Raw genomic sequence first — 20,008 nt, forward strand, 5'->3', positions numbered from 1 at the left:
ATGATACCAGGGTCAAAAGGTCAGAAGTTCGACGCAAGCTTGCTTGCAGGAGAATTTTTGACCTTGGGACCCGCCAAAAACATTTCTTACCTAATCTTTGGATTTCCCAGCAGCGCCAGCAGCATCTCCCTTACAATCTTGCACGCCACCGCCGTCGATGCACCGGACGCATCCAGCGCCGGGGATAATTCATTCACATCACATCCAACAATCCGAGCTGCGCTGCAGATCTGCGTGACTGCCCGTCGAAGTTCCTCAAAACTGATTCCGCCCGGTTCCGGCGTTCCTGTTCCCGGAAACACACTCGGATCCAGCACATCCAGATCCAGGGTAAAATACACCGGTTTTCCTTCCAGTTTCCGAAGCGTTTCCTGAAGGACTTCCATATCCACAATAAATGGATGCGTCGTCACGTGTTCTTTTCCCCAGCGCCATCCTCCCGGTCGCCGGAGCGGATACCAAACTGCGTGATCCTGCCATCTCCCAGGACTTCCCAGCAGCGGCGCAGCACACAGGCGTGCGAAAGTTTCGCACCCAGATAATCGTCCCGCAGATCAGCATGTGCATCAAAATGGATGATATGCAGATCCGGATATTTCTCTGCCAGCGCCTGCACCGGTGCCAGCGTCACCAGGTGCTCGCCGCCCAGCATAAATGGTATCTTGCCATCCCCGGCAACCTCCGCCGCCCGCTCCCGCAGATCCTTTAACGCCAACGATGCGTCACCAAAGCAGAGCTCCTGATCGCCCGCGTCAAACACAGCGTAATCGGTCAGATCACGGTCCTGGTACGGCGAATACGATTCCAGCCCATAGGATTCCGAGCGGATCGCCCGTGAGCCGAACCGGGTGCCCGGGCGGTACGAAGTGGTTGAGTCAAACGGCGCGCCGTAGAGCACGATCCCCGCCTCCTCATAGCTGGCGTCACACGCCAGAAACGTCTCAATATTTGCCTTCAACATCTTCTAACATCTCCTCCACATATGCCGGCAGGTAAAATGCCCCTTTATGCAGGGTCCGTCGTATAATACCGGCAGTCCAGCCCCCGCAGGTTCCATCTTGTCTCATCCAAATTCTTTAACGGATGGTATTTCTTCGACGCAAATCCAAACAGCCAGTGCCCGGACGGGTAGGTCGGGATATGCGCCTGATAGACGCGGCTGATCGGAAACGACTCTACGATCCGCTTATGTGCCCGCTTGCACGCCTCCGCGTCCTCGGCATAAAACGGGCTTTCATGCTGATTGACCATGATGCCGTCCTCTTTTAACGCCTTATAGCAGTTCCCGTAAAATTCCCGGGTAAAAAGTCCCTCGCCCGGTCCAAACGGATCGGTCGAATCCACGATGATCAGATCGTATTCATTTTCCTTAAAGCGGACATATTTCAGCCCATCCTCATAGTGGATCGAGAGTCTCGGATCATCGAGACGGCACGCTGTCTTCGGCAGATATTTCCGGCAGACCTCCACCACCAGCGGGTCGATCTCCACCATGTCGATGTGCTCGATCTCCGGATAGCGGGTCAGCTCCCGGATCACGCCTCCATCTCCGGCTCCAATTACCAGTACCTTTTTGACCAACGGATGCACTGCCATCGGCACATGCGTGATCATTTCGTGATAGATAAATTCATCCTTTTCCGTCAGCATCATATATCCATCCAAAGTCAGAAACCGCCCAAATTCCGGCGAATCAAAGACATCGATCCGCTGAAACTCGCTCTTTCCGCTGTAAAGCTGGCGATCCACCCGGATGGAAATTTTTACATTTGGCGTATGATTCTCTGAAAACCAGAAATTCATAATTTTCCCCTTTCTATCTACTGCTTATTTATTTCAGCACATTCAGGCGCTCAATCCCCGGATCCTCCGGTCCGGTCATTGAACATCCTTTTTCCAGCGCATACGCAATGTAGTCAATGATCTCTTCCGTGATCTGCTCGCCCGGCGTCAGAATCGGGATGCCAGGCGGGTAGCACATGACAAACTCACTGCACACACGCCCGGCTGTCTCGCGGATCGGAAGGGATTCTTTTTCTCCATAAAATGCCTCCTGCGGCGACATCGCCACGATCGGGTCAATATAGTCAAAATCCATCAGCGTCGATTTATCCCGGCTGAACCGGCGCTTGATCTCCGCCAGTGCGCTGACCAGGCGCTCTACCTCCCGCTGCCGGTCACCGATGGACAGATATGCCAGAATATTTCCCAGATCACCAAATTCCGCCTGGATATCGTACTCGTCCCGGAGAAGATCATAAACCTCGATCCCCGCCAGCCCGATATCGCGCGTGTGAATTGAAAGTTTGGTCACATCGAAATCATAAATGCTGTCGCCGTTCACCAGCTCCTTCGAATAGGCATAATAACCGCCAATCCGGTTGATTTCTGTTCTCGCATACTCCGCCAGCTCCACCACCTGCTTAAATGCCTCACGCCCGCGAAGCGCCAGGTTCCGTCTGGAGATATCGAGGCTGGAAAGGAGCAGGTAGGAACCGCTCGTCGTCTGCGTCAGATTGATAATCTGGCGGACATACCCGGCGGACATACCCGGACCCGTCAGAAGAATCGAGCTCTGCGTCAGGCTTCCGCCCGATTTGTGCATCGAAACCGCCGCCATATCCGCCCCAGCTGCCATCGCGGAAACCGGCATATTTTCCCCGAAATAAAAATGGGTTCCATGTGCCTCATCAGCTAAACACAACATCCCATGCTCATGTGCCAGCTTTACGATCGAGCGCAGATCCGAACAAATGCCGTAATACGTCGGATTATTCACAAACACCGCCTTAGCATCTGGATTTTCCTTGATCGCCCGGCGCACATCTTCCACACGCATTCCAAGAGGAATCCCCAGTCTCTTATCACCCGCCGGATTCACATAGACCGGAACCGCGCCTCCAAGCACCATGGCGCCCATGACGCTGCGGTGGACATTTCGCGGCAATATAATCTTCTCGCCCCGCTTGACTGCCGTCAGCACCATGCTCTGAACTGCCGATGTCGTACCGCCGACCATCAGGAATGCGTGTGCCGCCCCGAATGCCTCAGCCGCCAGCTGCTCCGCATCCGCGATGACGGACACCGGATGGCAGAGGTTATCGAGCGGCTTCATGGAATTGACGTCCAGCCGCATGCAGGTCTCTCCTAAAAGTTTCGTCAGCTCCGGGTTGCCGCGCCCCCTCTTGTGCCCCGGCACATCAAACGGCACCACGCGCATCTTCTGAAATGCTTCCAGCGCCTCATAGATCGGCGCGCGCTCCTGGGTCAGCGCGTCATCTCTTCGACTGCCTCCCCCCGTTTCTTTCGGTCCTGAAGCTTCCTTTCTGCGCCGTGCACTCCGTCCGACGCCCGGCTCCAGATTTCTTCTCTCTTCTTCCATCTGCCGTCCCTCCTGAAAATCACTCATTCGTTTCTTCTATCGAATTTCCCTGGTTTTCGCGGTATTTTCCAGTCAAACTCTTCTCTTTCCTCTCAAAAAGCATTTCTTTTAAAACACATTTCTTCCGCTGAAAATTTCAATCATCTCCCGCCGCAGGCTCTCCATAATACTGAGTCTGGTGGTCGGCGGAAGTTCATAGACATCTGTCTTAAACAGATAATTCTGCAGATCGATCTCTTTCAGCATCATCTTGGTATGGAACAGATTCGCCTCGTACACATTGATATCGACCACATCGTAGCGCCGCAGCGTTTCCTTGGAGATATAATCCTGAATCGAGCGGATCTCACGATCCATAAACAGCTTTTTTCCGTCCACATCTCGCGTGAACCCGCGCACCCGGTAGTCCATCGTGATGATGTCCGAATCAAACGAACCGATCAGGTAATCGAGAGTCGAAAGCGGCGTGATCTCCCCGCAGGTCGCCACATCGATATCCACCCGGAAGGTCGCCAGACAGGTCTCCGGATGGTATTCCGGATAGGTATGGACGGTCACATGGCTCTTATCCAGATGCGCCACCTGCGTCTCCCCCTGCACCGGCACCATAGAGCCTTCCGCAATCAGAAGTGTGACCGAAGCCCCCTGCGGATCGTAGTCCTGCTGGGAAATACTCAATACCCGTGCCCCGATCATATCCGTCAGCGATGTTAGGATCCGGGTCAGGCGTTCCGAATTGTACTGCTGATCGATGTAGGCAATATAATCCTTCTGCTCCCTCGGTGTCTTGGCATAACAGACATCATAGATATTAAAGCTAAGCGCCTTTGTCAGGTTATTAAAGCCGTATAATTTTAATTTTTCGCTGTGATCCATATCTTCCTTCTCCTGAAATATAAATGGTGTTGATCAAAAAAGCGGATGATGTGTCTCCACATCATCCGCAAAAACGTTCTTTTCCTGCTTCGCTCTATTTTTACAAATCTGCCGTATATCTGCGAAATCTTCCCTTGTCTCTATTTACCGCATATACTGCAAAACCTTTTTATCCACAGAAATCTCACATTCAGAGTCTATATAGCAAATATCTACTTTTACCACTCTTATTGACCGTTTTACAAGTTGATGTGCATGAGCACTGGTTGTAAAGTAACCAACTTATAAAATTGAGCTTTTAACTCAATCAATAGGGCAGCTCGCACTGCCAATCGGCATTTGACCCGGCTGTCCGTATGGCCATTCCCTGTTTCACAGGTGGTCAGATATATTTGCATGGATGACTCTTAAAATGTTAAGATTTTCCATATCAGAGGTATCATACAGCAATTTTGGCAAAATGTCAAGAATGATTTTTATTTGGGTTGACATTTAAAAATTTTTACTTTTCTAACGGTACTTCCGTCCTCTTCCCGCAGAACGCAAACATCGCCACGCCCGCCGCAAAGATAAACAACGAGATAAACTGTGAAGTCGAGAGGGATCCGACTGCTCCCCGGTTCAAATCACCGCGGAAAAATTCCAGCACGAAGCGTCCCAGACTGTAGCAGATCAGATACAGTGATACCACCTGCCCCTGTTTTTTGCACTTTTTCGCCGCATAGAGAAGCAGAAGGCAGTGCAGGAAATCCAGACCGCTTGAGATGAGCTGGGTCGGAACCAGGGGAATGTTGTTCGGGGCAAAGTCCGAATCGTGGAACACGATCGCAAAATGGCTGTGGGTCGGCATACCGTAGCAGCAGCCAGCCAGGAAACAGCCGATCCGTCCAAAGCCCTGCGCGAGCGCAACCGACGGCATGACCAGATCCGCATACTGGAAAAAAGAAATATGCTTGATCCGGCTCAGCACATAGCCGCCCAGCACACCGCCGATGATGCCGCCGTACACGACAAATCCGTCGTTGATATCTAGCAATTTCTTCGGGTTTGCCAGAATCTCGTCAAAGATTGTGACATAGTACAGAAGTTTTGCACCTAAAATTCCACATACAACACCGCAGATCGCGATCGAGAGGATCATATCGACATCCATCCCCCGCTTGTTTGCCCGGTACTCTGCCAGGTAATACGCAGCGATAATGCCGATGCCGATCATCAGACCGTAGCCGTGGATCGTGATGCTGCCGATTGTGAATAAGTCATTTTTCATGAAAGGTTTATCCTCCTATTTAGTTTACGTTCCCTGATGCTTTTCGATTATAGCATTATTTATATAAAAAAACAAATGTTAATAGATAGCAGAAAAACAGATGTAAAACAGGCTTTTTTCTTCCCATTCTACATCTGTTTCACTGTACTTATTTTATAATTGAGGATACAATCAAGCTAATCAAGCCCGTATCCAGATTCCTTACGCCTCTTCCCGCTCTTCCTCCGGCAGCAGGTTCGTCATGCTCTTTAAGCTGATCGCCAGTGTCGAGCTGTTGTGCAGCAGCGCCGACATCGATGGTGTGATGATACCAGCCACCCCCAAGAGAATCAGACCTAGGTTGAAGCTGATGACGAAACGGTAGTTTCCATGGACACGTTTCATCAGATCCATGCTCAGATGACGCAGAAGCACGACTTCATCCAGGGAATCTTTCTTGATCGTGATATCCGCGATCTCTCTGGCAATCTCTGCGCCCTCGCTGACTGCGATGCCCGCGTCTGCCGCTGACAGGGCCGGTGAATCGTTGATGCCGTCACCGATCATGATAACTTTGTGGCCTTTCGCCTTCTCCTCCTCAACAAAGCGCGCCTTATCCTCCGGAAGTACCTCGGAGAAATAATCATCCACGCCGACCCTCTTCGCGATCGCCGCTGCGGTCCGCTCGCTATCGCCGGTCATCATGACAATGCGCTTAAATCCAGCCTCTTTTAACTGGCGGATGACAGACGGTGCTTCCTCACGCAGCGGATCCTCGATGCAGATAACGGCTGCAAGCTGTCCGCCGATTGCCATGTAAAGATGGGAACAATTTTCCGGAAGGTTCTCAAACTTCTCTTTTCCATCCTCCGGCAGTGTGCACTTCTCATCCTCAAATACGAAATGGTGGCTTCCAATCACGACGCGTTCTTCGCCCACATAGGTAGCGATACCGTGCGCTACGATGTAATCCACTCTCGAGTGCATCTCCTCATGTACCAGATGACGTTTTTTCGCTTCCTGTACGACCGCATTTGCCATCGAGTGCGGAAAATGCTCTTCCAGGCAGGCTGCGATACGAAGCAGTTCTTCCTTCTCCATGCCGTTGAAAGATACCACATCGGATACAACCGGTTTTGCCTTGGTCAGGGTTCCGGTCTTGTCAAATACGATCGTCTCCGCCTCGGCAACAGCCTCCAGAAACTTGCCGCCCTTGACCGTAATGTGATGCTGGCTTGCCTCACGCATCGCAGACAGGACTGCAAGCGGCATTGCCAGTTTCAGTGCACAGGAGAAATCAACCATCAGGATCGACAGTGCTTTCGTCGCATTGCGGGTCAGCAGATAGGTAAGCGCGGTACCGCCCAGACTCCACGGAACGAGTGCATCTGCCAGGTTTGATGCCTTGCCTTCAACAGAGGATTTAAGCTTCTCCGAATCCTCGATCATCTGTACGATACGCTCATAACGGGTAGAGCCGGCGGATTTTTCTACCTTGAAGGTAATCTCGCCCTCTTCCAGCGCGGTTCCTGCGTAAACATAGCTGCCCGGCTCTTTTCTGATCGGCTGGGATTCGCCGGTCATCGAAGCCTGGTTGATCATCGCCTCGCCGCTCACTACGACACCATCCAGCGGAATCACTGTACCCATATGGACGGTCAGCTCGTCGCCCGCGGTAACATCCGAAAGCGGTACAAAGACTTCGGTCCCGTCCACTTTCTTCCAGACCTTTTCCACGTTCAAGGACATGCTCCGCGCCAGATCACCAACGGATTTCTTATGTGTCCACTCCTCCAGAAGCTCACCGACGCCGAGCAGGAACATAACGGAGCCAGCTGTATTGAAATCGCGGCGCAGAAGGGAAACACTGATCGCCGTCGCATCCAGCACCTCCACATGCAGCTTGCGCTTAAATACGAGGCAGTGGATACCTTTCACGATATAACGGATCGCCTGCACGGACGTGTATACCGCACGGACCGGCGCCGGGAGAAATGTCTTCGTCGCAAAGCGGGTCAGTACCTTCTGAATCAGCTTTTCTTTGTACTCCTGATTCAGGGCGCGTCCGCTGCTTTTAACTGCCATCTCCTGTTTTTCGGTAATCTGGCCATCAAACGCCGCTACCTGTACGAGTACCGCCTCCCGATCCTCCTTATAATAGATAACCGCATCTGCTGTCCGCTCATACACCTTGGCCGCCGTCACGCCGTCCAGACCAAGCAGATACTGTTCCAAAACGTCCGCTTCGCGCACGGTATGGAATTTCCGGGCAAGGCTGATACGGATTCTTCCTTTGATTTCATGCTTTATAATGAATTTCATGATTCATCTTCCTCCGGTTATAGAAGAGCTGCCGCGAGACAGCATCCCATGCTATCTTGCGGCAGCCCCCCTGTTATTTAGATTCATGTATTCTTGGAGTTGCTATTACTGCTCTGCCTTCTCAGCCTCCGGTGCGGCCTCGGTTGTCTCAGCAGTCTCGTTGAAATCCTCATCCTCACCAAAGCTCTCATAGCCGCGAGCCTCGTTGATCTGCTTTGCCTCAGCCAGGATGTCCTCAGCGTTCTCCTGAATATTGGTAGCGGTGGTCATCACACAATCACGTGCACGAAGTCCGGCTGCTACGCAGTTTACGTAAAATTTCTTTGCATCCTCGCTGCCAAGAATCTTAACACCTGCTGTTCCGAACAAAACGCCGCTTGCAAATAAACCTAATTTTTTTAATTTGAAAATGTCCATCATGATTACTCCTCCTCTGATATTATCTAATTATATTCACATATGATTTTTGAAAACTATTTATTCCATTTCAAATGCGAATATTGCTGCATTTAATGACTCATTTCTGAGGTACAAGTAGATGGTAACAGCTTATCCCCATGATAGTCAAACCTAACTTTCCTTATTGAGATTTTTTATCAGCTAGCATCCGAAGTTATACTTGGCAGTTCATCCTCATTCCGCAGAGAATACTGGCGGCAACGGTTTAAAACGCCGATTTCTTCCAGCACTGCAATCATCCGGTACACCGTTGCCTTTCCGATCCCCGGGTCGCGCTTGGATGCCTCGTAGTAGATCTCCTTACAACTGCTCCATCTTCCCTCCAGGATCACATCCAACATGATCTTTCTCTGATCGGTCATCCGTTTCCCCCGTCTCTTCAGTTCGCCGATAATCTGCTCTCTCTGCTGCATCGTATCATCTCTCTTTCCATATCTTCTAAATTATTTTGCCGCACATCTGCCGTTTCCGTCCACAATCCGGCTTTTTATTAGCGCAGACTAACTGTTCGTTTAAAATATATGGCATACTCTGCTTGCCACTCTTTTTGCAAGTACTAAATTCCGCTTTTGCCTCTGGCTCAGCCTCATTAAGTCCTTAGATACGACTCGCACTAAGTGCTCATATTATATCGTGTTTCATCAAAAACAAAACATAATTAGCATGAACAAACTCAGGTTAGAATGCCACAACTCAAGTTAGATATCTCTAACCTCAATTTAAAGACTACCTCTTTTTTTCTCATCTGTCAATGAATTTTCGAAAATATATTTGATTTTCTTCTCTGATAATGGTAAGGTACTCACAGAATGATCAATTCAGACAGGAAAGGAAGGATTTTTTGATGAGCTTCAAAGAAATAAAGCCAGAAGAATTAAATTTTAACCCGTTTACCCGCATCGGTTCCGACTGGATGCTTTTAACCGCTGGCACCGAGGATAAATTCAACACCATGACTGCCAGCTGGGGCGGCGCAGGCGTATTCTGGGGCAAACCGGCTGTTACCTGCTATATCCGTCCCCAGCGCTACACCAAAGAATTTATAGACAAAGAAGAACTCTTCTCCGTCAGCTTTTTAAAAGACGGTCACCGCGATGCCCTCAAACTCTGCGGCTCCGTATCTGGCCGTGACCACGACAAAATCAAGGAAGCCGGCCTGACCCCGGTCTTCATCGACGGCGTACCGGCATTTGAAGAAGCTGACACCATCCTCATCTGCCGCAAAATGTACCGCACATCCATGAATCCGGCAGATTTTATCGATAAGGACGCTGACAGCAAGTTCTATCCGGAAAAGGACTATCATGATATGTATATTGCGGAGATTGTGAAAGCGGTTGTGGCTGAATAAGCAGAGCCGCTCCATTTAAAATTTAAATCCCACAGGAAATGCCGCTGTCTGGTCTCTAGCTGTGATTGTATGTTTTCATGACAGGCAATCACAGCCGGAAACGCTGATTTGCAGCATTTTCTGTGGGAATCCTTTGAATGATCCTTTTGGGTCTATTTGTTTATATTGTGTCTTTATTTATTCCTTTATTTTGCCAATTCCAGCATCCGCGCCAGCGGACCAACCGCCCTCTGCCGCATCGCCTCATCCATCTCCACTTCCTCCTCCGGATTTTCCAGCGCCCGCAGTACGCTGTCCAGATGAATCTTCTTCATATTCGGGCAAAACTGACGGTGACCTACGGAGAAAAACTTCTTCTCCGGGTTCTTCTGCAGCAGTTCATAGAACACGCCCATCTCGGTACAGATCAGGAAGACTTTCTCATCCGAATTCGTCGCATAATCAATAATCTGGGAGGTACTTCCGACAAAATCTGCCAGCTCCAGCACATCGCCGGTACACTCCGGATGCGCCAGCACAACTGCCTCCGGATGCAGCTCTTTTGCTTTCTTTACATCTTCCGCATGAATACTCTTATGTACATGGCAGAAACCGTCATTGAAAATAAAATGTTTCTCCGGCACTTTTTTTGCGATAAAACGTCCCAGATTCTCATCCGGAATAAAGAAAATATCCTTGTTCGGCAGTTTTTTCACGATTTTGAGTGCATTCGATGACGTAACACAGACATCCGATTCTGCCTTGATCTCCGCCATCGAGTTCACATAACAGACAACGGCTACATCCGGATACTCTTTGCGTACTTCGCGGATCTTCTCCACCTCAACCATGTGAGCCATCGGACAGTCCGCGCTCCGGTCTGCCATGATAACCGTCTTCTCCGGGCTTAAAATCTTCGCACTCTCGCCCATAAATGACACGCCACAGAAAATGATCGTCTTCTGCGGCACCGTCGTCGCCAGCTCCGCCAGATAATACGAATCGCCCACATAATCGGCAATCTCCTGCACTTCTCCATCTACGTAATAATGTGCCAGAATCACGGCATCCTTCTCTTTTTTTAATGTCTCGATCCGCTGCTTTATCTCCTGATCCATCTCTTTTTCCTCTCCTTTTTTCACCGCTCTGTTCACGCTTCCGAATCCCCATCGATTGACAGAAACCATACCATTTTTCCGACAGCTGCGGTTCATTTTCTTCTTTACAATGTATCCGACATCTTTGCCACGCCATATTTCTCTGTCCATATAGCTTCCACACGGTAAACTTCTGTGATTATACCTCTAAGAGAAAAGCTGTGTCAATGAAATTTTGACACTTTTCATTACATCTGTCTTGTCACATAGCAATTCATCTACATACAGACTGAACGTCTGCTTTGCCGGCGCTTCAACCAGAGCAGCCAATATGCATTTATGCAATTTTTTTGTTTCACAAATGTATTTTACTGTGCAACAAAAAGTCAAACCAAAAATCGGACGGTTTTTCGCTGTGTTTTTCACTGTTCAAACCGTCCGATCTACATGACATATTTATAATTTTATCGCTTTATGCACATCCGCCCTTATTGCTGAAACAGCACCAGTCTTGATACCTTTCCTTCCGCGTCCGCCCAGATCGCGCATTTTTTTCCCGCTTCCAGATCGTCTGCGGTCACGATATTCCGGGTTAAATACGGCAGAATACGTGTCTCAGCGCTGACAGTATAGGTCACGCCATCCTTTGCTTTCACACAGACGGTATCATCATTCTCGGCACTCTTTTTCACCGACTCGATCTCCGTGTAAACCGGCACGGCGCTCACATCGGTTACATGGACGAAGAAGAGCTGTCCGTTCGTGATTGGCGGCTCGCTCATCGCCATCGCATCCCCGATGTAGGCATATACAACGGTTCCCGTCTCCGCCTCGGTCATATCGACCGGATTGCCTGTCTCTGCGTCAAAAATCGGCGTTTCCGGTGAAAATGTGATCACCATCTCGCCGGCACTGCTGATTCCCGACTGATTGTCGATCGTGACGGAATCGCTGGTAACCTCCGAAACCGGACCATAAACACAAATAGTTTCCGCTGCAGTGGCCTCCCCAGCTGCCTCCGTATCTTCGACAACCGGCTTTGTCTCCTCATCGCCCGCTTTTGCACTGGAAGCGCACCCAAGCGCACCTACCGACAGTGCTGCACAAATTCCTGCAATATATAACGATTTTTTCATAATTTGAATCTCCTTCCGACTGTTCTTATGCCTGCTCCCTGCCTGTTCCCAGGGACTTCTCTGAAATTTTTCAAAACTTCCCAGGCACTTTTTAGTTTCTAAAACCAGTGAAATATTTTTCTTTATACTCTGTATTCAGCTCTTCTATCTGGTTTTCTCTGTTCTAACAGTCTACCCTATTTCATTCAAAAGTAAAAGTGCTTTTTTCTTACGGATTTCTGATATTTTATTACTGTTCACGCATACGTGCCCAGTAACGGAATTTGCCGTGGCTTCGCATTTAAATACGGCAAATTCCTGCTGCCGCCACGTTTTCTTACGGCACTTTCGGTTCCAAAAGTGCCTACCCGTAAACAGTAACGATATTTTCCTTTGCCGGTCAGGACGTCTATACAAAGCTTCAGCAACTGTGCTGCCATGTAACATTTCACTCCACTTCCTCTTCTATCAGCTCCACACGGCAGATCTGTGGAAAATTTACCGCGATCTCCCCGCCTATATTTTCAAGTCCAGGCTGATTTCCACTCCTTATTTCCGCCAACCACAAAACCTGCCGGTAATAGTCGATTTTCTTCAATCGTCCTGCTGCCGTTCGGTAAGCGCCGCCATCCTTGTGCACGTCCGGTTGGAACCAGGTCACAGAAAGCCGAACCGTCTCGCCACGCATCAGCTGCTCCTCCGCTTCCACAAGCGTCTGATTGATCATCTCACGCACGCTGTCATCCAGATCGATCTCCCGCTCGGTCAGACGCGCTTCCTCCTCTACCGCCTCCTCATAGCCATTCAGTGCTGCAAACGAGGCAAACTGCGCCGCCCGGTCCTCCACCGGCATCCGTGCATGGCGCAAGGGAAATGGGTAAGAATGACCGAGGATATCGCCATAGCGGCGCTGGGCGTCACTTTCCTGCCCTTTTTGGGTTTGGCTTCGTCCACCTTTTAAGTTTTCAAATTCATTCACTCTATATTGATCTTCCATCTACGCCTGATGTCCCCCGATCTGCCCGTTGCGCTCCTTGGCGGTCGCGCCTTCCTCAAAGTTCATCCCGCGCAACACCGCGTTTTTTCCGTATTTTTTCTTGATCGTCAGAAGCGCTTCCTGCATCCGGCGCTCCCGCTCGCGTTTTTTCTGTTCTTCCTTCTCTTTTGCTTCCTTTTTTGCGTAATCGGTAAACAAATCAAGCTGTTCAAATGTTTCCTTCTGTTCACGCTCTTTCGCCATTTTCTCATTTACCACATGACATGCCGAGAGCGACATCCGGCGGATGAGAAGCGCCGGGTTGACAATCTTATCATACAGAGCCGCCATCGCCTCCAGAAGCTCGCTCGAGGACGAAGTCGCACGCGGCAGATTCCACGTTCCATGTGCGTGCTTCGGCACACGCCGCCCGTAGCGATCGGTTGTCACCGGTCCCTTGTATACTTTCCGTATCTCCGGGCGGGTCAGGTTTTCGATGTCATATCCGACCGTTAGAACGAGCTGATCGGTCACCAGCCGTTTTTCCACCAGCTCCAGCGATATCCCGTCAATCATCTCCTGTACCACGATCCGCGCCTTATCCGCCGTGTACGGACAGGGAAGCACCTGCCCGCAGCCCAGGCTGCTGCTCTGCGGCTTGTATGCCCGTATCTGTGCGATCGTGCACGGCTCGTAGCCCCACGCATGGTCAATCAGAAGCTCAGCATTGACGCCGAACATCTGGTACAGCAGTTCCTCGCTGTAAAACTCGCCCGGTTTTCCCAGTGAACAACGCGCAATATCGCCCATCGTCCGAAGTCCCGCCTGCCAGAGTTTCTTCTGGTATCCTGGTCCAACCCGCCAGAAATCGGTCAGCGGCTCATGCGTCCACAAAAGTTCCCGATAGCTTTGCTCATCCAGCTCGGCAATCCGCACGCCGTCCTTGTTCGCTTCCACGTGCTTCGCCACAATATCCATCGCCACCTTGCACAGATACAGATTCGTCCCGATCCCCGCCGTCGCCGTGATGCCCGTTTCCTCTAACACCGTGCGGATGATGCGCTTTGCCAGCTCGCGCGGCGAAACCTTGTAAATTCCCAGATATTCCGTAACATCCATGAATACCTCGTCGATCGAATACACATGAATGTCCTCCGGTGCCACATACCGGAGATAAATCTGGTAGATCTGCGTGCTCCATTTCATATAGTGCGCCATTCTCGGCGGCGCAACCAGATAGCTGACCGCCAGCGATGGATCCGCCTTTAATTCTTCATTTCTCCACGATTTATCCCGGAACTGGCGTCCCGGCGCCCGTCTGCGGCGTTCCTCATTGACTTCCCTAATCCGCTGAATCACCTCAAATAACCTGGGACGCCCCGGCACACCATAGGATTTCAGCGGCGGCGATACCGCCAGACAGATCGTTTTCTCCGTCCGCGATGGATTCGCCACGACCAGATTCGTCGTCAACGGATCCAGACCTCGCTCGATGCACTCGACCGATGCGTAGAACGATTTTAAATCAATGGCAATGTACGCGCGCCTGGAAACTGTTTTCTGCATGGCAGGCTCCTCCCTTCTCTATGAATTTAAAATTTGAGCACCACTGGTAAAAAATCATCTCACAAAATCAAGCACAGAAAGATTCCGAGCGTACATATGAAAATCCAGTTAAAAACTCACTAAGTGCTTCTATTATAGCATAACCATCAGCTTCACGAAATACTCAAATCCAAACATGTGTTTTGCAGCAGTAAAAAGAATGCGCCTTGGCACATCCGGGCGTCTCGCGCGGTCGCTTGCGACATGTTTCTGCTTCGCGCGAGTGTGCATCCTCGCGGAGCGTTTTTGTTTCATAGGATGTAATTTCCTATGAAACAAAAAACCTCCAGTCCATTCGAATGAGAATCACATTTCTCATCCAAACAAACTGGAGGTTTTCTATCTCACCAGGTTTACCTCTTGGATTTATTTACCATTTATTTCTGGCATTATAACTGCGGACCAGCCTTTACCAGAGCCTTGCCAGCTTCGTTTCCTTCGTATTTAGCGAAGTTCTTGATGAAACGGCTTGCCAGATCTTTTGCTTTCTCTTCCCACTCAGCCTCATTTGCATAGGTATCGCGGGTATCCAGGATAGCCGGATCTACGCCCGGAAGCTCGGTCGGTACTTCGAAGTTGAAGTACGGGATCTTCTTGGTCGGAGCCTTCTGGATGTCACCATTTAAGATAGCGTCGATAATACCACGGGTATCTTTGATGGAGATACGTTTGCCGGTTCCGTTCCAGCCTGTATTTACGAGGTAAGCTTTTGCTCCACTCTTCTCCATTCTCTTAACCAGCTCTTCTGCGTATTTGGTCGGATGCAGCTCCAGGAAAGCCTGTCCGAAGCAAGCGGAGAAGGTCGGGGTCGGCTCGGTAATGCCGCGCTCGGTACCAGCCAGTTTTGCTGTAAATCCGGATAAGAAGTAGTACTGTGTCTGCTCCGGTGTCAGGATAGATACCGGCGGAAGTACTCCGAATGCGTCTGCAGACAGGAAGATAACGTTCTTAGCTGCCGGTGCAGAGGATACCGGACGTACAATATTCTGAATATGATCGATCGGGTAGGATACACGGGTGTTCTCGGTTACGCTCTTATCAGCGAAATCGATCTTGCCGTTCTCATCCAGGGTAACGTTCTCAAGCAGTGCATCACGTCTGATAGCGTTGTAGATATCTGGCTCAGACTCTTTATCCAGGTTGATAACCTTCGCGTAGCAGCCGCCCTCGAAGTTGAATACACCGTTGTCATCCCAGCCGTGCTCGTCATCACCGATGAGAAGACGTTTCGGGTCGGTAGAAAGGGTAGTCTTGCCGGTTCCGGAAAGTCCGAAGAAGATAGCGGTGTTCTCGCCATTTAAGTCGGTGTTAGCGGAGCAGTGCATAGCAGCGATGCCCTTTAACGGAAGGTAGTAGTTCATCATGGAGAACATACCTTTCTTCATCTCTCCACCGTACCAGGTGTTGATGATAACCTGCTCGCGGCTTGTGATATTGAAGACAACAGCTGTCTCAGAGTTTAATCCAAGCTCTTTGTAGTTCTCAACTTTAGCCTTGGAAGCGTTGTATACTACGAAGTCCGGTTCGAAATCAGCCAGTTCTTCGTCGGTCGGAACGATGAACATATTCTTTACGAAATGAGCCTGCCAAGCAACCTCCACAATAAAACGGATCGCCATACGGGTGTCTTTATTTGCGCCACAGAAAGCATCTACTACAAACAGTCTCTTGTTGGAGAGCTCATTTAAAGCGATATCCTTTACTGCGTTCCAGGTCTCTTTGGATGCTACATGGTTGTCGTTCTTGTACTCGTCTGAAGTCCACCATACTGTGTCCTTAGAGTTCTCATCCATAACGATGAATTTGTCTTTCGGGGAACGTCCGGTATAAATACCTGTCATAACGTTTACTGCACCAAGCTCGCTGACCTGGCCTTTTTCATAGCCCTCCAGCTCCGGTTTGGTTTCTTCTTCAAACAGCATCTCATAAGAAGGGTTGTAAACAATCTCCGTTGTTCCTGTGATTCCGTACTTGCTTAAATCGATCTTAGCCATCTTAATACCCCTTTCCTGTTATCCGGCGGCTCCCGTCTGTGTGAAATTGTCAGCCTCGCTGACCAGAATCATGCGCCAATCTCACGGACGTTCGACTTGAATTTTGTCTGACATTTCTCACCGAACCGGGGATTTCAGTGTCCCCCACTGTACATGTGTATAGTTTGCAACCGCTTTACCTTTTCACGGTTCTTATATTTTGTACAATGCGAAAACTCGCCTTTTCTTCTCTTTATCTATTTTTACCAAAAGAGATTACTTCATCATTCTAATGCATTCATGGTAAAAAATCAAGCGAAATCGCGAAATGATTGATATTTTTTTATCAATTTCATTATTTCAAATATATCTGTCACTCACAGCGTCTAAATCGTTTAAGTTTTAAAATCACACGTACCACACCGCCTCATTCGTCGCTGAAATGGCATCCGTACCCGCCTCAAAGGCCGCCATCACATCTTTTTTGTCAGACAGCAGTCCCCCGGCGATCAGCGGAATATCGGTGTACTCGCGCATGATCTTAAGAATTTTCGGCATCACTCCCGGCATGATCTCGACTGCATCCGGTCGGAACATTTCGATCTGTTTTTTCAACGTATCGAGTGCGATCGAATCCACAACAAAGGTTCTCTGGATCGCATAAAGTCCCATCTCCTTCGCGTGTTCCACCAGTGTATTTTTTGTGCTGATAATACCGTCCGCCCGCGTATTGTGGGCGATAAAATCGACCGCCACCCTCTTGGTGCTCAGTCCCTGGATCATATCCACGTGGACGATCGCCACCTTCCCGGCGTCCTTGATGCGCGCTACAATCTGATCAATATCACAGATCGTGCCAAACAGCACAAATACTACCTTACATTCAGATTTAAGACTTTTTTCCAGCCCTTCCCAGCTCTTAATCGCTGCGATTATCGGAGATTCCTCCAGTAATTCAAGCATTGTCATTCTATGCTTCCTCTTCTCTCATAGTCTTGAGTATTTCTCCCATCTCTTTCAGCCCTGTGAAAATCGCATCCGGCACGACATCCGCCTTCGGTACATCCTCCAGCTTCGTCTCTCCGGTCAGCACCAGGATTCCGTGTGCCCCATTTACCACGCCGGTTTTCACATCCGTGTAGATCCGGTCGCCGACAAACGACATTGCCTCGCGCTTTGCCCCGGTCATCTCCAAAACCATATCCACGGTCTCCTTGAATGGTTTTCCAACATACTTCGGCTCCTTTCCGGTCGATAAGGAGATTGCCGCGCACATTGCGCCGCAGTCCGGGATAAAACCATCCTTCGTCGGGCAGTTGATATCCAGATGCGTTGCCAGGAACACAGCGCCGTTGCGGATATACGTGCAGGCGCGCTCCAGCTTCTCATAGGTCAATGTCATATCAAAGCCAATCACGACCACATCCGGCATCTCCCTTGTCAGAAGAATGCCATTTTCACGGAAATTCTCCTCCAGATCCGGCGTTCCCACCAGATAGACTTTCTTTTCAGGATAATACTCTTTCAGATACTGAATCATCACATCCCCGGATGTAATGATCTGATTCCTTTTAATATAACACCCCATTTTTGCCAGTTTGTCAATATATGTTTTCGGAGATTTCGACGAATTATTCGTAAAAAATACATATCTCTTCCCTGCTTTCTTCACTTCCTCCAGGAAATCCAACGCCCCGTCGAGCACATCCGTATCCAGATAAAACGTCCCGTCCATATCGAGGACAAACAGTTCTGTCTCCTTTAAAATTTCACGTTTTTCCATGCCTCTCTCCTTGTAATTTTTATCTTTGTAAATATTTAAAATTTTTTCCAAAACAACTTTATCCAATCCTGCACAAATATGCAAGCAGGTTTTTCATAAATCTTAATTTCAAAAATGGGAAGCCGTACAAATCTCTTCTATGAGTCTGTACAACCTCCCATCTCTCATCTTTATATTCTGCGACAGGCTGGCGGCGTCACTTTTACGTTTTTTTACGCCCGCCCTACATTCTTGCTCGCCACAACCGCAACCCCGGTTCCAGCGCAGTCTGCGATAATCACATCCCCGATATGCACTGGAGCTGCCACCTTCACGGCGCGGATCTCCTTCATGCAATCAAAGATTTTGCCCTTCGGGATATCCGAAGCCGTCTTGACCGCTGCTCTCTCGATCGTGCCGCCCTCGACGCGTACCGTTGAGGTAACGATTCTCGTCGGATTGGTTACCTCTTTCTTTGCATACGCCTCGCCGCGCGGGCATGTATTTCCTTCTACCTTGATCTCGCCATTTCCCATCGTCACAGTGAGCTGACAGCCCAGCGGACATCCGATACAGGTCAGTTCTCTTACTTCCATCACTCATCCACCTCCGTGCAAATGGTTATTTCTTTCAGATCCGGATATTTCTCCAGACTTTCCTTCGTCAGGATCACCTGCTCCATCTCACCCGGTGCCAGCACGCGTTTTTTGCGGCTGCTCACACGCTCTCCGTCAAAATAAACGGAAATGCTGCGGTTTTTATAAACATCTGCCACACGGAAACGAACGGTCAGCTTGTCTGCCATCGCCTCGGTATCGATCGACTGCGGTACTGTGTAGCGGACGCCATTTTCTGCCTTGAGTGTCACGCTGTGACCTTTCTTCGTCTCGCCGGATTTCACATATTTCGCTGCGTTCTGTCCTGCCAGCGCTGCCTCCTCGGATACATAGTCAACCAGATCATGTACATGAAGCACGTTGCCGCAGGCAAATACACCCTCGATTCCTGTTTCCAGACGGTCATTGACCATTGGGCCGGAGGTAACCGGGTTCATCGCCACGCCCATATTTCTCGTCAGCTCATTCTCCGGAATCAGGCCACAGGATAACAGAAGCGTATCACAGTCATAGTGCTCTTCGGTACCCGGAATCGGTTTGCGGTCCGGTCCGACCTGTGCCAGCGTGATGCCTTTCACGCGCTCTTTTCCCTCGATATTCACAACCGTATGGCTTAACTTCAACGGAATATCAAAGTCGTTTAAGCACTGTACGATATTTCTCTTCAGACCGCCCGAATACGGCATCAGCTCCGCTACGACCTTAACCTTTGCGCCCTCCAGTGTCATACGTCTCGCCATGATCAGTCCGATATCGCCGGAACCGAGGATGACAACTTCTTTACCGACCATATGACCCTCGATGTTCATGAGACGCTGTGCCGTACCAGCAGTGTAGATACCTGCCGGACGATACCCTGGAATGTTCAGGGCGCCTCTCGGACGTTCGCGGCATCCCATCGCCAGGATAATCGCTTTTGCCTTGATGAGCTCCAGTCCCTCGCTGCGGCTTACGACTGTGATCTCTTTGTCTTTATTGATATCCAGTACCATGCTGTTTAAGCGGTACGGAATTTCCAGCTTTTTCACTTCTTCCTCATAACGTGCCGCATACTCCGGTCCGGTCAGCTCTTCTTTAAAGGTATGAAGACCAAAACCATTGTGGATACACTGATTTAAGATACCGCCCAGCACGCTGTCGCGCTCCAGAATCAGAATATCCTCTGCGCCGCTTTTCTTTGCCGCTGCTGCCGCTGCCAGTCCAGCCGGACCGCCGCCGATAATTACAATGTCATGCTGAATCATG

The 20,008-nt window shown here is 49.8% G+C and carries 16 protein-coding genes and 2 pseudogenes; 1 reads left to right on the forward strand and 17 read right to left on the reverse strand.

Going from position 1 to position 20,008, the window contains the following annotated elements:
* Positions 1 to 86: 86 nt before the first annotated feature.
* From speB to DWX91_RS02875, 8 genes and pseudogenes are all read right to left on the reverse strand, one after another.
* Positions 87 to 961: pseudogene (gene speB / locus DWX91_RS02840) on the reverse strand (agmatinase).
* Positions 942 to 1,803: pseudogene (gene speE, locus DWX91_RS02845) on the reverse strand (polyamine aminopropyltransferase). The pseudogenes speB and speE overlap by 20 nt, the downstream one beginning before the upstream one ends.
* 28 nt (positions 1,804 to 1,831) lie before the next feature.
* On the reverse strand, positions 1,832 to 3,409 hold the full coding sequence (locus DWX91_RS02850) for an aminotransferase class I/II-fold pyridoxal phosphate-dependent enzyme (protein ID WP_270224102.1): 1,578 nt from the start codon (positions 3,407 to 3,409) through the stop codon (positions 1,832 to 1,834).
* Positions 3,410 to 3,490: 81 nt separating this feature from the next.
* Positions 3,491 to 4,258 (reverse strand): adenosylmethionine decarboxylase, encoded by a 768-nt coding sequence (gene speD, locus DWX91_RS02855; RefSeq protein ID WP_118468053.1) that lies wholly within the window; start codon positions 4,256 to 4,258, stop codon positions 3,491 to 3,493.
* A gap of 502 nt (positions 4,259 to 4,760) precedes the next feature.
* Positions 4,761 to 5,528 carry a prolipoprotein diacylglyceryl transferase gene (locus DWX91_RS02860; RefSeq protein ID WP_118472029.1) on the reverse strand — a complete coding sequence of 256 codons (768 nt, stop codon included), beginning with the start codon at positions 5,526 to 5,528 and terminating at the stop codon, positions 4,761 to 4,763.
* A 201-nt stretch (positions 5,529 to 5,729) separates the two neighbouring features.
* Positions 5,730 to 7,829 carry a heavy metal translocating P-type ATPase gene (locus DWX91_RS02865; RefSeq protein ID WP_118472030.1) on the reverse strand — a complete coding sequence of 700 codons (2,100 nt, stop codon included), beginning with the start codon at positions 7,827 to 7,829 and terminating at the stop codon, positions 5,730 to 5,732.
* 105 nt (positions 7,830 to 7,934) lie between these two features.
* The gene (locus DWX91_RS02870) at positions 7,935 to 8,249 is read right to left on the reverse strand and encodes a DUF6110 family protein (RefSeq protein WP_118472031.1); all 315 of its coding nucleotides are present in this window, start codon (positions 8,247 to 8,249) and stop codon (positions 7,935 to 7,937) included.
* Positions 8,250 to 8,425: 176 nt separating this feature from the next.
* On the reverse strand, positions 8,426 to 8,701 hold the full coding sequence (locus DWX91_RS02875; RefSeq protein ID WP_118472032.1) for a Fur family transcriptional regulator: 276 nt from the start codon (positions 8,699 to 8,701) through the stop codon (positions 8,426 to 8,428).
* Positions 8,702 to 9,132: 431 nt separating this feature from the next.
* On the opposite strand from DWX91_RS02875, the gene DWX91_RS02880 reads away from it, so the two are divergent.
* A complete protein-coding gene (locus DWX91_RS02880) occupies positions 9,133 to 9,639 on the forward strand; it encodes a flavin reductase family protein (protein WP_107000129.1) in 507 nt (168 codons plus the stop codon).
* Between the two features lie 185 nt (positions 9,640 to 9,824).
* Here DWX91_RS02880 and nadA read toward each other — a convergent pair whose 3' ends face one another.
* The 9 genes from nadA to DWX91_RS02930 form a co-directional block, all read right to left on the reverse strand.
* Positions 9,825 to 10,736 carry a quinolinate synthase NadA gene (nadA, locus tag DWX91_RS02885; RefSeq protein ID WP_117796479.1) on the reverse strand — a complete coding sequence of 304 codons (912 nt, stop codon included), beginning with the start codon at positions 10,734 to 10,736 and terminating at the stop codon, positions 9,825 to 9,827.
* 467 nt (positions 10,737 to 11,203) lie between these two features.
* Positions 11,204 to 11,851 (reverse strand): hypothetical protein, encoded by a 648-nt coding sequence (locus DWX91_RS02890; RefSeq protein ID WP_118472033.1) that lies wholly within the window; start codon positions 11,849 to 11,851, stop codon positions 11,204 to 11,206.
* Between the two features lie 427 nt (positions 11,852 to 12,278).
* The gene (locus DWX91_RS02900) at positions 12,279 to 12,827 is read right to left on the reverse strand and encodes a hypothetical protein (protein ID WP_117796438.1); all 549 of its coding nucleotides are present in this window, start codon (positions 12,825 to 12,827) and stop codon (positions 12,279 to 12,281) included.
* Entirely contained in the window at positions 12,828 to 14,372 is a 1,545-nt protein-coding gene (locus tag DWX91_RS02905) for a DNA methylase (protein WP_118472035.1), read from the reverse strand.
* Positions 14,373 to 14,800: 428 nt separating this feature from the next.
* The gene (pckA, locus tag DWX91_RS02910; protein WP_022359843.1) at positions 14,801 to 16,405 is read right to left on the reverse strand and encodes a phosphoenolpyruvate carboxykinase (ATP); all 1,605 of its coding nucleotides are present in this window, start codon (positions 16,403 to 16,405) and stop codon (positions 14,801 to 14,803) included.
* Positions 16,406 to 16,792: 387 nt separating this feature from the next.
* On the reverse strand, positions 16,793 to 17,353 hold the full coding sequence (locus DWX91_RS02915) for a glycerol-3-phosphate responsive antiterminator (RefSeq protein ID WP_118472036.1): 561 nt from the start codon (positions 17,351 to 17,353) through the stop codon (positions 16,793 to 16,795).
* 1 nt (position 17,354) lies between these two features.
* Positions 17,355 to 18,167 carry an HAD-IIA family hydrolase gene (locus DWX91_RS02920; RefSeq protein ID WP_022359841.1) on the reverse strand — a complete coding sequence of 271 codons (813 nt, stop codon included), beginning with the start codon at positions 18,165 to 18,167 and terminating at the stop codon, positions 17,355 to 17,357.
* Between the two features lie 212 nt (positions 18,168 to 18,379).
* On the reverse strand, positions 18,380 to 18,742 hold the full coding sequence (locus tag DWX91_RS02925) for a DUF1667 domain-containing protein (RefSeq protein ID WP_118472037.1): 363 nt from the start codon (positions 18,740 to 18,742) through the stop codon (positions 18,380 to 18,382).
* Positions 18,742 to 20,007: an NAD(P)/FAD-dependent oxidoreductase gene (locus DWX91_RS02930; RefSeq protein ID WP_022359839.1), complete on the reverse strand. Its 1,266-nt coding sequence runs from the start codon at positions 20,005 to 20,007 to the stop codon at positions 18,742 to 18,744. The genes DWX91_RS02925 and DWX91_RS02930 overlap by 1 nt, the downstream gene beginning before the upstream one ends.
* Between the last annotated feature and the right edge of the window lies 1 nt (position 20,008).

The sequence above is a fragment of the Clostridium sp. AF22-10 genome, assembly GCF_003478725.1.
GTDB classification, from domain to species: Bacteria; Bacillota; Clostridia; order Lachnospirales; family Lachnospiraceae; genus Otoolea; species Otoolea fessa.